The sequence below is a fragment of the Agromyces archimandritae genome, assembly GCF_018024495.1.
GTDB lineage: Bacteria > Actinomycetota > Actinomycetes > Actinomycetales > Microbacteriaceae > Agromyces > Agromyces archimandritae.
The window spans coordinates 1,569,932-1,583,062 of record NZ_CP071696.1; the positions used below are offsets into that span (position 1 = coordinate 1,569,932).

General features: G+C 73.3%; 9 protein-coding genes. 5 read left to right on the forward strand and 4 right to left on the reverse strand.

All coding sequences use genetic code 11. From position 1 onward, the window contains the following. Positions 1 to 32: 32 nt before the first annotated feature. On the reverse strand, positions 33 to 3,053 hold the full coding sequence (locus tag G127AT_RS07095) for a helix-turn-helix transcriptional regulator (protein WP_210901414.1): 3,021 nt from the start codon (positions 3,051 to 3,053) through the stop codon (positions 33 to 35). Between the two features lie 473 nt (positions 3,054 to 3,526). Then, positions 3,527 to 3,688 carry a hypothetical protein gene (locus tag G127AT_RS07100; RefSeq protein WP_210901416.1) on the reverse strand — a complete coding sequence of 54 codons (162 nt, stop codon included), beginning with the start codon at positions 3,686 to 3,688 and terminating at the stop codon, positions 3,527 to 3,529. 218 nt (positions 3,689 to 3,906) lie between these two features. Here G127AT_RS07100 and G127AT_RS07105 point away from each other — a divergent pair, with 218 nt between their 5' ends. The 3 genes from G127AT_RS07105 (at position 3,907) to G127AT_RS07115 (ending at position 7,366) form a co-directional block, all read left to right on the forward strand. Beyond that, positions 3,907 to 4,419 carry a LysM peptidoglycan-binding domain-containing protein gene (locus G127AT_RS07105; protein ID WP_210901418.1) on the forward strand — a complete coding sequence of 171 codons (513 nt, stop codon included), beginning with the start codon at positions 3,907 to 3,909 and terminating at the stop codon, positions 4,417 to 4,419. Between the two features lie 116 nt (positions 4,420 to 4,535). Beyond that, positions 4,536 to 5,237, forward strand: coding sequence for an oleate hydratase (locus G127AT_RS07110; RefSeq protein WP_210901420.1), 702 nt, complete (start codon positions 4,536 to 4,538; stop codon positions 5,235 to 5,237). Between the two features lie 212 nt (positions 5,238 to 5,449). After that, positions 5,450 to 7,366: an FAD-binding monooxygenase gene (locus G127AT_RS07115; RefSeq protein WP_210901422.1), complete on the forward strand. Its 1,917-nt coding sequence runs from the start codon at positions 5,450 to 5,452 to the stop codon at positions 7,364 to 7,366. Between the two features lie 577 nt (positions 7,367 to 7,943). Here the strand turns inward: G127AT_RS07115 and G127AT_RS07120 are convergent. Continuing rightward, a complete protein-coding gene (locus tag G127AT_RS07120) occupies positions 7,944 to 8,657 on the reverse strand; it encodes an IclR family transcriptional regulator (protein WP_210901424.1) in 714 nt (237 codons plus the stop codon). Between the two features lie 139 nt (positions 8,658 to 8,796). On the opposite strand from G127AT_RS07120, the gene G127AT_RS07125 reads away from it, so the two are divergent. Next, a complete protein-coding gene (locus G127AT_RS07125) occupies positions 8,797 to 10,941 on the forward strand; it encodes a S9 family peptidase (protein ID WP_210901426.1) in 2,145 nt (714 codons plus the stop codon). Between the two features lie 219 nt (positions 10,942 to 11,160). Here the strand turns inward: G127AT_RS07125 and G127AT_RS07130 are convergent, their stop codons facing one another. Further along, complete coding sequence (locus tag G127AT_RS07130) at positions 11,161 to 12,483, reverse strand: MFS transporter (RefSeq protein WP_244857816.1); 1,323 nt, start codon at positions 12,481 to 12,483, stop codon at positions 11,161 to 11,163. Positions 12,484 to 12,520: 37 nt separating this feature from the next. Here G127AT_RS07130 and G127AT_RS07135 point away from each other — a divergent pair, with 37 nt between their 5' ends. Beyond that, positions 12,521 to 12,889 carry a DUF4180 domain-containing protein gene (locus G127AT_RS07135; protein ID WP_210901428.1) on the forward strand — a complete coding sequence of 123 codons (369 nt, stop codon included), beginning with the start codon at positions 12,521 to 12,523 and terminating at the stop codon, positions 12,887 to 12,889. Positions 12,890 to 13,131: the final 242 nt, after the last annotated feature.

Here is a 13,131-nt window from a genome sequence, read left to right on the forward strand (position 1 = left end):
GCAAGGCCGCGATTTGTTCGGTAGATGCCCCCTCACCCGGCGCGCGCCGGGGGCCCCGCGGCGAGCCGGGCGGCCTCGGTGCGAGTGGATGCGCCGAGCTTCCGGAGGATCGCCGAGACGTGCACGCTCGCGGTCTTGCCCGAGATGAAGAGGCGTTCGCCGATCTGCCGGTTGCTGAGCCCCTCGGCGACGAGGTCGAGCACCTGCCGTTCGCGGGCGGTGAGCTCCGCGAGCGGGTCGGGGGTGGATGCCGCGGCGCGCCGCCCGGCGTCCGCCGCGCTCCCGGCATCCGCACCCGAAGCATCAGCACCGGCGGCCGCGGCACCGATGCCGCCGGCGGCATGCCCCATCGCATCGGCTTCGGCGACGAGGAGCCCGAGCCCGATCTCCGCGGCGGTCTCGCGGGCCCGGCCGAGCACCGTGCGGCCCTCCCGGCGTTCGCCGGCGGCGAGGAGCGCCCTGGCGAGCTGCAGCAGGGCGTACGGCATGAGGTGCGCAGGGGCGAGCTCGCTCTCGGCCGCGTCGATCGCGGCGCGGAACGCCGGGGCGTCGCCGGCGAGCTCGGCCGCGGCCATCGGCGCCCAGACCCCGTGCGTCGGCCACGACGCCGTCCCGGCGAGCACCCGTCGGGCGACGGCCTCGACCGCGGTGAGCGCGGCATCCGCACCCGAAGCATCCGCACCGCTCGAAGCAACCGCGCCGGCGCGCCCGCCCGCACCGCGCTCATCCGCACCGCGCACGGCACGCACCGCGCGCGTCATCGCCCACACGAGCGGCAGCGTGTGCCCGGCTTCCTGCGAGCGCAGCGAACCGTCGGGGGCGGCCAGGTCGTCCGCAGCCGCCTGCGCATGCGTCAGCGCGCCGCCTGGGTCGCCCTCGGCGAGGGCGAGTTCGATGCGCGCGCGCAGCAGCGGGTGGCGGACCTGCGATTCGTCGACGGCGATGCGCCGGGCCGTGGCCGGCCGATTGTCGAGGAGTTCGCGCGCGCCGGCGAGGTCACCGGTCCAGATCGCGAGCCAGAGGCTGCAGCTTTCGAGGTAGACGCGGTAGGTGACGGGCGGGTCCATGCCGATCGCGCGGTCGACGAGCTGGCGGGCCTCGTCGAGGCGGCCGAGTTCGAGCAGCGGTTCGGCGGCGTTGGACATGAGGATGGTGCCCGAGCTTCGCGCGACCCCGATCTCGGCGGCGCGGCGCATGCCCTCCTCGGCCAGGTGCAGGGCGTCTTCGTAGCGGCCGACGAGATGGGTGAGGTCGCTCGCGTTGACCCAGTACCGCAGCAGGGCGGCACCGTCGCTGCCGGCGTACTCGCGGGCCCGCGCCAGATCGGCGAAGGCCTCGTCGATCTCGCCGCGGGCATGGGCGCGGGTCACGCCGCGGATGTTCGCGGCGACCGAGGAGTAGCGCGGCGCATCGCTCCGCAACCCGAGTTCGACGGCCTCGTCGGCGAGGGCCAGGGCCTCGTCGTAGCGGGAGGCGACCATGAGCCGACCGGCGAGTTCGGCGATGACCGTCGTGCGGAGCATGTCGTCGGTGCCCGGCGGCAGGTATTCGAGGGAGCGCTCCAGCAGCTCGACGCGCTGCTGGTTACCGTCGTAGGTGTACCGCGAGAGGTCGCGCAGCAGCCTCGGCAACTGCGGGTCGTCGGGCGCGCATTCCTCGATCGCCCGTTCGAGCAGGGCACGTGCGCGTGCCGATTCGCCGGCTTTGTCGAGATGTGCGGCGGTGCGGCTGAAGAGCACGATGCGGCTCATCTCGGCGATGGATGCCGGTTCGCCCACCCGATCCCAGAGTTCAAGGGCCCGCTCGCCGAGGGCGCCGGCGGTCGCATACGCGTAGGCGTCGCGGGCCTGCCGCATGGCGTCGATCGTCGCCGGGAAGGCCTTCTCGGCGTCGTGGGCGCCCATCCAGTGGAAGGAGATCTCGGCGGCCACACGCCGGCCCGCCTCGGCCGCGCGTTCGAAGTACGCGGCGTAGCGGGCGTGGAAGCGTGCGCGCTCCCCCGGCAGCAGGTCGTCGAGCACGGCCTCGCGCACGAGCGCGTGCCGGAAGACGTAGTCGTCGCCGTCGACGACGAGCACGCCGGCGGCGACAGCCTCGCGCGCGCCTGCGTCGAGCGCATCGGCGGGCCCGTCGAAGACCTCGGCGAGCGCCGCATGCGAGACGCGCACCCCGCCGGTCGACACGAGCCGGAGCAGGGCCTGCGCCTCGTCGCTCAAGCGTTCGTAGCGGCCGAGGAGGAGCTCCCGGAGCGTCTCGGGCACGCTGTCGTCGCAGTCCAGCAACTCCTCGACGAAGAACGGCACCCCGTCGCTGCGCCGGAACACCCGATCGAGCACGGCATCCGTCGGCGTGCGGCCCGTGATCGCCCGCATCTGCTTGCGCACCTGCCCGCGGGTCAGGCGCGAGAGCTCCCAGCGGTCGACCGCGCGCAGCCGGTCCGATTCGCTGAGGAACGCGCGCACCGGGTGGCCGCGGCCGACGTCTTCGCTGCGGTAGCTGAGGACGAGCAGCACGCGCCCGGCGAGCGAGCGCAGCAGGAATCTGAGCAGCGCGAGCGTCGAACCGTCGACCCAGTGCAAGTCCTCGACGACGAGCACGACGGGGCGTTCGGCGGAGACCGACTCGAGCAGCACGGCGACGGCCTCGTGCAACCGGCCGCCGCTGTCGACGATGCGCACGGCGTCGCCGGCCTCGCCGGTCTCGCCGGCGGCGAGTTCGGGCAACAGCGCCGAGAGCAGGATGCGGCCGGGGCCGGCCGCATCGAGCAGCCGTTCGGCGCCCAGCCGCCCGGCGAGCTCGCGCAGCGCCGAGGTGACCGGGGCATACGGTGCCGCGACGTCGCCGAGATCCACGCACTGGCCGAACAGCACATGGGCTTCGTCGCCGATCGAGGCGCCGAGCTCGCGGAGCAACCGCGTCTTGCCGACGCCGGCCTCGCCGCCGAGCACGACCGCGCGGAACTCGCCGTCGGCCGCGGCCTCGTACGCCTCGCGCACGCGCGCGAGCTGCGACTGCCGCCCGACCATCGTCGGGCTCACGGCTGCTGAGGTCACTCCTTCATGCTGCCACCGGCCACCGACATGCGGGGGTGGGTTCGCCGCGGGCGGATCGCGCACCGGGTCTCGATACGGCCGCGAGCGACCTACTCGACCGACGGGGTCGCCGGTCGAGGAGCGAGCGCAGCGAGCGGCCTACTCGACCGACGGGGTCGCCGGTCGAGGAGCGAGCGCAGCGAGCGTCTCGAGACCCCGCACCGGGTCTCGATACGGCCGCAAGCGGCCTACTCGACCGCCGGGGGCGCCGGTCGAGGAGCGAGCGCAGCGAGCGACCTACTCGACCGACGGGGTCGCCGGTCGAGGAGCGAGCGCAGCGGGCGGATCGCGCACCGGGTCTCGATACGGCCGCGAGCGGCCTACTCGACCGCCGGGGCCGCCGGTCGAGGAGCGAGCGCAGCGAGCGTCTCGAGACCCCGCACCGGGTCTCGATACGGCCGCGAGCGGCCTACTCGACCGACGGCGGCCAGCGCTCAGCGGGCGGCGAGGCGGGGCAGCAGGTGGCGGGCGACGGCGCGCTCGGCCTCCTGCTCGCGTTCGGCGCGCTCGGCGATGGAGCGGCGGATGGCGAGCTCGCGCTCGGCGCGCTCGACGGTGGAACGGTGCAGTCCGAGGGTGAGATCCGAGGTGAACATGTCGTGCTCCTGTTCGTCAGCGTGCTTCCACGCTCCTCTCTGAGGCGGGGCCGGCTCATCGGGTGATCGCCGTATCTTCTGCGGCGGGTGGATGCCCCGGCGCCCCGTTCCTTAAGGCGGCGCGCTCCGGCATCCACTCACGAAACCCCCCGAACGGGAGGCGAAACGCGCCTCGACCGGGGGTTCCCGTTCGCCGCCGGGTGCTCTAGCGTGACTTCGTGCGCCCCCGACGACCACCCCGGCCCGTGCATCGCAGCGCGCTCGGCGGGGCGCTGGCGCTGCTTGCGACCGGGGCCGCGGCGCTCGTGCTCGCCGCCTGCACCGCCCCGGAGGCGCCGCCGGCGGTCACCGAGACCGTCGTCGTCACCGAGACCGCGTTCGTGACGGTCACCGCCGAGCCGCCGCCCGCGCCCGAGCCCGACCCGGCCGAGGCCGCCGACCCCGAGGCGCCCGCTCCGTCGCCGAACGATGCCGCACCCGTCTACGAATGGGGCGCCGCCTACGACAACGGCCCGCGGCCTGGAGCGAATGGCGCCCCCGAGGTCGACGAGACGGGCGAACCGGAGCGGTACAGCGTCGTCTCCGGCGACAGCTTCTTCGACATCGCGCAGCGTTTCGATCTGCCGCAGCAGCAGCTGCTCCGCATGAATCCGCAGATCTACGACTACGGCGACACCGTCTACATCGGGCAGCTGCTGAACCTCGACTGGCAGAAGACGGGCGTCGGATAGCGCGCGCGGCCGCCCGCCGGCGCTGGGAGCACGCTGAAGATGCTTCCCCCGTCCGCGGCACACGGATACGCTGATCGGACGCCGCGACGATGCGGCGGATGGTTCGGGGGGAATCCATGTACACCAGCGGCGGCGAGATCCTGCCCGCAGGCAAGCCCGGCGCGTCGGCGTGGGCCGACGAGGCCTCGGCCTGGATCGTCGGGGCAGGCTTGTCGTCGATGGCGGCGGCCGGAAGCCTCATCCGCGACGGGCGGATGCCGGGCCCGCGCATCACGGTGCTCGAACGACGGCAGCTTCCGGCGGCGGTGCTGGGCGAGACGGGCGGCTCGGGCGCGCCCGGCGGCTCGCGCGGCTTCCCCGAGCGGATGCCGGCGGTGCGCGAACTGCTCGCCGCGATCCCATCGCTCGAGATCGACGGCGCGAGCGTGCTCGATGAGCTCGACGGCGCGCCCGCGCACCCGGCCGATGCGCTCGCCCTGCCGCTCTACAAGTGGCTGCTCGACGCGGGCGTCGCGTTCCGGTTCGCGACCGAGGTCACCGGCATCCACGCCGCCGCTTCGGGCCCGCGCATCGCCTGGACCCGCGCGGGCACGCCCGGCGGCGTCGCCCTGGCCCCCGGCGACCTCGTGCTGAGCGGCGCACCGCTGCCGCGTTCCGGCACGCACACGACGATCGCCGGGGCTTCCGACCCCGGGCACGCCGTGCGCTCGGGTGTGGATGCCGCCCGCGCCCTCCTCGCCCGCGCCGCCGTTCCGGCCGGCGCCGCCGACCCTCTGCGCTCGCCCGCGCAGGCGGCTGCGCCCGCCCCGGTCGCCTGACGGCGACCCTGCCGCGCCCGGCGCTTCACGGTATCCACCCAGGTGCACTTGTCGCTCGCCGCCGCCCGGCTTATGCTGGTCTGAACAATAAACGAATGCTCCGTTCTATTATCGAACACGGCATGGAAGCCGCGGCCGAGAACGCGCGAGGGCATCCACCCCCTGCACCAGGCATACCCCAGCGAATGCCCACAGAGAAGTGAGGAGAAGCCGTGCAGTTCCACCACTACGGCTACGTGTCCGAAGACCCGAACGTCCAGCCCGCAGCGGGCGTCGGCCTGAACCGTTCGCCCGAGCTGCCCGACGAGATGGACGTCCTCATCGTCGGGGCCGGCCCCGCCGGCGTGATCGCCGCCGCCCAGCTCGCGCAGTTCCCGAACATCGACACCCGGATCATCGACCGCCGCGACGGCCGCCTGCCGATCGGGCAGGCCGACGGCATCCAGGCGCGAAGCGTCGAAACCTTCCAGGCCTTCGGCTTCGCCGAACGCATCATCGCCGAGGCCTACCGCATCACCGAGATGGCGTTCTGGAAGCCCGACACCGACCACCCCGAGAACATCGTGCGCACCGCCCGGCCCGCCGACGACCCCTCCGGCGTCAGCGAGTTCCCGCACCTCATCGTCAACCAGGCCCGCGTGCTCGACTACTACAGCGAGGTCGCCGCGAACGGCCCGGCCCGCCTCACGACCGACTGGGGCTGGAACTTCGTCTCCCTCGAGATCGGCGAAGGCGAATACCCCGTCGCCGTCACCCTCGAGCGCACCGCCGGCGAAGACGCCGGCACCCCCGCCGGCACCCGCCGCACCGTGCACGCCAAGTACGTCATCGGCGCCGACGGAGCCCACTCCGGCGTCCGCGACTCCATCGGCGCCAAGCACATCGGCGGCGTCTCGCAGCACGCCTGGGGCGTCATGGACGTGCTCGCCAACACCGACTTCCCCGACATTCGCACCAAGTGCGCCATCCAGTCGCACGACGGCGGCAGCATCCTGCACATCCCCCGCGAGGGCGGCTACCTCTTCCGCATGTACGTCGACCTCGGCGAGGTCGCCCCCGACGACAACGGGGCCGTGCGCAAGACCTCCATCGACGAGATCATCGCCCGCGCCAACCAGATCATGCACCCCTACACGGTCGATGTGAAGAACGTCGCCTGGTCGAGCGTCTACGAGGTCGGCCACCGCGTCACCGACCGCTTCGACGACGTGCCGGTGGATGCCGCGGGCACCCGCACCCCGCATGTCTTCATCACCGGCGACGCCTGCCACACCCACAGCGCCAAGGCCGGCCAGGGCATGAACGTCTCGATGCAGGACGGCTGGAACATCGCCTGGAAGCTCGCGCACGTGCTCGACGGCCGCGCCCCCGAGTCGCTGCTGTCGACCTACTCCGCCGAGCGCCAGGTCGTCGCGCAGAACCTCATCGACTTCGACCGCGAATGGTCGACCCTCATGGCCAAGCGCCCCGAGGAGTTCGAGAACCCCTCCGAGCTCGAGGACTTCTACGTGCGCACGGCCGAGTTCCCCGCCGGCTTCATGACCGAGTACACGCCGTCGATGATCGTCTCGGGCGAGGCCGAGCAGGCCCTCGCGACCGGCTTCCCCCTCGGCAAGCGCTTCAAGTCGGCCCCCGTCGTCCGCGTCGGCGACGCCAACCCCGTCCACCTCGGCCACCACCACCGCGCCGACGGCCGCTGGCGCGTCTACGCCTTCGCCGACGCCCCCGTGGCCGGCGCGCCGTCGAAGCTCGGCGCATGGGCCGACTGGATGCTCACCTCCCCCGAGTCGCCGCTGGCCGCCCACACCCCCGAGGGCGCCGACCTCGACAGCGTCTTCGACGTCAAGGTCGTCTACCAGCAGCAGCACCCCGAGGTCGACCTCGGCGCCGTGCCGGCGGTGTTCCTGCCGAAGGTCGGGCCGTTCCAGATCACCGACTACGAGAAGGTCTACGCGACCTCCCCCGAGGAGGACATCTTCGAGTCCCGCGGCATCTCGCGCGAGGGAGCCGTCGTCGTCGTCCGCCCCGACCAGTACGTCGCGCACGTGCTGCCGCTGACCGCGACCGCCGAACTGGCCGCCTTCTTCGAGGGCGCCCTGCTGCCGCGCCGCGCCGCCGTGGGCGCATAGCGCGCAGCCGCCGGTGCGGGGTCGCCCCTTCGGGGGCGGCCCCGCTTCCGTGTGCGGTGGAGCCTCCATCCACCGGGCACACCGCTCCGCGGCATCCACCCGGCACCCGCTCCGCGGCATCCACCCCCGCCTGCGCTGCCGTGTCTGCGCAATGCAGGAACCCGCACGGCGTGTCGCCCCCTCCCATGCGGCGCGCGGCCCCGCGACACGATCGCGCTCCTGCATTGCGCATTCCCTCACTCCGGCATGCTGCGCAGCCGCATCCACCCGGCACCGCGGCATCCACCCCCGCGCCGCGGCATCTACCCCACCTACGCCGCCGCTTCTGCGCTGCCGTGTCTGCGCAATGCAGGAACCCGCACGGCGTGTCGCCCCCTCCCATGCGGCGCGCGGCCCCGCGACACGATCGCGCTCCTGCATTGCGCAGTCCGCGGTGCGGTGAGCGCAGTCCGCAGTACGGTGAGCGCAGTCCGCGGGTCGGTGAGCGCAGTCCGCGGGGCGGTGAGCGCTGGCGGCAGGGGCGGCGCGAGCAGAGGGCGGCGCGGGTGCGGCGAGTGGATGCCGGCAGCAGCGCCTCTCAGGCGCCGTAGGCGCGGGCGATCGCGTCGGCGGCGGCGGTGAGGCGGGCGGCGATCTCGGCCTCGGGCGCGGGCAGCGACACGTGGATGACCGCGATGGATGCCGGCAGCTGCCCCGGAAGCGTCAGCGGCACCGCGACGGAGCGCAGCGACGACACGACCTCGTCGTGGCTGACGGCGTAGCCGCGGGCGCGCGCGGTGTCGATCTCCGCGCGCACGGCATCCGGAACCGAGTCCGGCCACGCCGCATCCGGCAGCGCCTGCAGGATGGCCTTGCCCGGCCCGCCGCGCGTGATCGGGTGCCGGTGCCCCGGCCGATACGAGACGACCGCCATCGAGCGGCGGGGCGCCGCGCTGACGAGCGTAACCGCCTCTTCGGGGTCGGCGAGGACGGCGATGAGGCAGGTCATCCCGAGTTCGTCGGCGACCTCGTTGAGCTCGGGCAGCGCGATCTGCTGCAGATCGCGGGCGACGCCGGCGGCGAGCGCGGCCAGGCCGGTGCCGAGGGCGACGCGCCCGGCCGCGTCGCGGATGACGAGGCCGTGCGACTCGAGTGTGCGCAGCAGCCGATAGGCGACCGAGCGGTGCACGCCGAGTGCGACGGCGAGTTCGTCGATCGTGAGGTCGCGTTCCGAGGCGGCGAGGACTTCGAGGATGCGGATGCCGCGCGAGAGCGTCTGCGAGCCCGCGGTTCCCGCAGTGGATGCCGTCATGCCGCCCCTTCCCTTGCGCGTTCGATACTAGGACACTCCGATCGCTATCCGCACACGCCGGTGCACCGGCATCCACCCGCCCGACGGCCTCGCGCCGCCCTCTGGCCCCCGCCCGCCCCACCCGCGTAGCGTAGAGCCCGTGCCAACACCGCCTGCGACCGCGAAGAAGCCCACCGAACGCATCCACCACGGCGACGTCTTCGTCGACGACTACGAGTGGCTCCGCGAGAAGGATGACCCCGAGGTGCTCGCGCATCTGCATGAGGAGAACGCGTACACGCAGGCGAAGACGGAGCATCTGGCGGTGCTGCGGGAGCAGATCTTCGAGGAGATCAAGGCGCGCACGAAGGAGACGGACCTGTCCGTGCCGTCGCGGGAGGGCGAGTGGTGGTATTACACGCGCACCGTGGAGGGGCTGCAGTACGGCATCCACTGCCGCGTGCCGGCCGGCGGCCCGGATGAGTGGGAGCCGCCCGCCCTGCCCGAGGACGGTTCGGCGCTGCCGGGCGAGCAGGTCCTGCTCGACGACAATGCCGAGGCGGAGGGGCACGAGTTCTATTCGCTCGGCAGCTTCGACATCAGCGACGACGGCACGATGCTGCTGTACGCGGTCGACACGGCCGGCGACGAGCGGTACACGATCCGTCTGCGCGCCGTCGACGGCTCGGGGCGCGAGTTCGCCGACGAGATCCCGGGCACGGCGGGCGGCGCGTTCTTCGCCCCCGGCGGGCGGTACCTGTTCTATTCGACGGTGGATGACTCGTGGCGACCCGACACGGTGTGGCGGCACGAGGTGGGTGCGGATCCGGCCGGCGACACGGTCGTCTTCCACGAACCCGACGAGCATTTCTGGCTGGGCGCGGGCCTGACCCGCAGCCGCCGTTACCTGCTCATCGAGGCCGGCTCGAGCATCACGAGCGAGACCCGCATCCTGGACGCCGCCGATCCCACGGGGCAGTTCCGCGTCGTCTGGCCGCGGGAGGAGGGCGTCGAGTACGACGTCGAGCATCTCGTCACCGCCGACGGGCACGACCGTCTGCTGATCGTGCACAACGGCGGCGGGGCGGTCAACTTCGAGCTGGTGAGCGTCGACGCCGACGACCCGCAGGGGGCGCGGCGGGTCGTGATCCCGCATTCGCCGATGATCCGCCTCGAGGGGGTGGATGCGTTCGCCGGCTTCGTCGCCGTCCAGTACCGTCGCGAGGGCCTGCCGCGCGTCGCGGTCGCCGCGCTGCCCGCGGCCGGTGCGGTCGTCGAGGGCCGCCGCCTGGACGACACCCCGCACGAGCTCCGCTTCGACGAGGAGCTCGTCGCGGTAGGCCTGGCCGGCAACCCGGCCTGGGAGCAGCCGTCGCTCCGCCTCTCCTACATGAGCTTCGTCACGCCGCCGACCGTGTACGACTACCTGGTCGCCACCGGCGAGCTGCGCCTGCGGAAGCGTCGCGAGGTGCTCGGCGGTTACGATCCCGCCGACTACGAGCAGCGGCGCGCATGGGCCACCGCCGACGACGGCGCCCGCATCCCGATCTCCCTCGTCTACCGCCGCGACCTCGTCACGCCCGGCACGCCGGCGCCGATGCTGCTCTACGGCTACGGCTCCTACGAGCACTCCCTCGACCCGCTGTTCAGCGCCGGGCATCTGTCGTTCCTCGACCGCGGCATGGTGTTCGCCGTCGCGCACGTCCGCGGCGGCGGCGAGATGGGCCGCCTCTGGTACGAGCACGGCAAGAAGCTCGACAAACGCAACACCTTCACCGACTTCATCGCCTGCGCCCGGCAGCTGATCGACGACGACTGGACGGCCCCGGACCGCCTCGTCGCCCAGGGTGGCAGCGCCGGAGGCCTGCTCATGGGGGCGGTGGCGAACATGGCGCCGGGCCTGTTCAGCGGCATCGTCGCGCAGGTGCCGTTCGTGGATGCGCTCACCTCGATCCTCGATCCGGAGCTGCCGCTCACGGTCATCGAGTGGGACGAGTGGGGCGACCCGCTGCACGACCCCGAGGTCTACGCCTACATGAAGTCGTACACTCCGTACGAGAACGTGCACGAGACGACGTACCCGCCCATCCTCGCCGTCACCTCGCTGAACGACACCCGCGTCCTCTACGTCGAACCGGCGAAGTGGGTCGCGAAGCTCCGCGAGGTCGGCGCCGACCCGCTGCTGAAGATCGAGATGAACGCCGGCCACGGCGGCGTCTCGGGGCGCTACTCGGCATGGCGCGAGGCCGCGTTCTCGATGGCGTGGGCGGTGGATGCCGCCGGCGCACGGCCCAGCGGCGAATAGCGCGCCGGGTGTGGATGCCGGAGGGCGCTGCCCCGGCATCCACACCCGCCTGCACGCCCCGCCGGCCCTCTGCGCGCGCCCGCCCCGCGCGCCCTTCCCGACGTGAGTGGACAAGAATGCAGGGTGCGGGCGCTCCGCAACCCTGCATATGCGTCCACTCACCGGGCGACGCGGGCGGCGAACGCCATCGCGGGGCGCCGCCGGGTCACCCGGCGCCGGTCAGCTCGCGCGCGCCGTGAACGCCGCGACGAGCGCGACGCCGGCCATGATCGCGGTCATCGCCGCATAGCCGCCGACGCCGCCGGCGACGGCCGGGCCGATCGCGGGGGCGAGCGCCATCATGATCGTCACGGGCGCCGCGAAGACACCGTTGATCGCACCGTAGCTGCGGGTTCCCCACCGGTCGGCGACGGCGGAGGCCTGCACGAGGGTCTGCGCTCCGCGCACGGCACCGGCCAGCATCCCGATCGCGACGAGCAGCCACGGCGGCCCCGGCACGACCGCGAGGAGGCCGAGGCACACGGCGGTGACGACGGCGACGATCGCGAGCGGCATCCACGGGGCGACGCGTCGCGGCACGACGAGGAACAGCAACCGCCCGACGACCTGCCCGGCCCCGATGAGCCCGAGCGCGAGGGCGGCCAGCTCGAAGCCGAAGCCCTTCTCCATGTACAGCGGCACGGCCGCGAGCGTCGCACTGAACGATGCGGCGACGATGCCGAGCATCGTGATCTCGAGCATCCAGAACCGGCGGGTGCGAAGCACGGCGCGCACCGGGTCTGCGGGTTCGGGGGTGGATGCCGCGGCGCGCCGCTCCGGCCAGCGCCGCTCGAGCGAGAACCAGGTCACCGGCAGCGCGACGACGGCGAGGATTCCGGCGAGCACGAGGAACGTCGCCCGCCAGTCGAGGCCGCCGAGGAGCGCCGCGACGATCGGCGCGAACACCGTCGAGGCGAGCCCGCCCGCGAGCGTCAGCACCGTCAGCGGCAGTTGCGTGCCCGCCCCGTGCCGGCGGATGACGACCGTGAACACCGCCTGGTACAGCAGCGTCGACTGCGCGAGCCCGCACACGATCCACGCCGCGAGGAACACCCACAGGTTCGGCGCGAGCGCGACCCCGACGACGCCGGCGACGCCGAGCGCGGTGCCCGCCGTCATGACCGTGCGGGGGCCGCGCGCATCCAGCATCCGCCCCACCGGGATGCCGGCGATCGCCGACGCGACCAGCCCGGCCGAGAACGCCGACGTCACCGCGAGCACCGGCCAGCCCGTCTCGCGCGCCACCTCGGGCGCGGCGACGATCATCGCGTAATAGAGGATGCCCCACGCGACGACCTCGAGCAGCGACAGCGCCCCCAGCCGCACGGCGTCGCCGCGCGTGAGGCGCGTGCGCTTCGGGCGGGGTGCTGGTGCGCGAGGTGCGTCGGTGTCGGGTGTGGATGCCGCGGGCGCTGCGGCCGCGGGTGCCGCGGAATCCGGGACGGATGCTTGCCCTGCCGACACGCCCCCGCGCTGCGGGTCGGCGGGGTCGGGCTCGGGCATCGCGTCCACGCTACCCCTGCTCCCGTACGCTCGATGCATGAACGTCACCACTCGCCACGGCGCCACCGTGCTCACGCTCGCAGCCGACGGGCCGGCGATCGACTCGGCCGGTCAGGCGAACGACCTCATCGGCGACGCCTGGTCGGCGACGGCCGACACCGTGGTCGTGCCGGCATCCCGCCTCGGCACAGCATTCTTCGACCTCTCGACCCGGGTCGCCGGCGAGATCACGCAGAAGCTCGTGAACTACCGCATCCGCTTCGTCGTCCTCGGCGATGTGACCGCCGAACGCGCCCGCAGTGACGCCTTCGACGCCTACGTGTGGGAATCGAACCGCGGCACCCAGATCTGGTTCCTCCCCGACACCGCCGCCCTCGACGCCCGCCTCGCCGCCGCCGCGCGCTGACCGCGCGCGCCGAACCTCCATCGGGAGGGCGCCGGCCGTTCGCCGGTCGAGTAGCGAGGCACGAGCGTATCGAGACCATCGGTTGGTCTCGATACGGCGCTGTCGCGCCTACTCGACCGGCGGTGGCGGCGCTGTCGCGCCTACTCGACCGGCGGTGGCGGCGCGAGCGCCCGGGCGACACCGCAGGGCGGGCGCGGCGCGCGGGCGCATCGGTGCCGGGGCGCACGAGCGGCGGCGCACCC

Coding starts and splice junctions, on each gene's coding strand:
- G127AT_RS07100 (WP_210901416.1), bottom strand. CDS start 3,688: ATGTTCACCTCGGATCTCACCCTCGGACTGCACCGTTCCACCGTCGAG.
- G127AT_RS07110 (WP_210901420.1), top strand. CDS start 4,536: ATGTACACCAGCGGCGGCGAGATCCTGCCCGCAGGCAAGCCCGGCGCG.
- G127AT_RS07120 (WP_210901424.1), bottom strand. CDS start 8,657: ATGACGGCATCCACTGCGGGAACCGCGGGCTCGCAGACGCTCTCGCGC.
- G127AT_RS07130 (WP_244857816.1), bottom strand. CDS start 12,483: ATGCCCGAGCCCGACCCCGCCGACCCGCAGCGCGGGGGCGTGTCGGCA.
- G127AT_RS07135 (WP_210901428.1), top strand. CDS start 12,521: ATGAACGTCACCACTCGCCACGGCGCCACCGTGCTCACGCTCGCAGCC.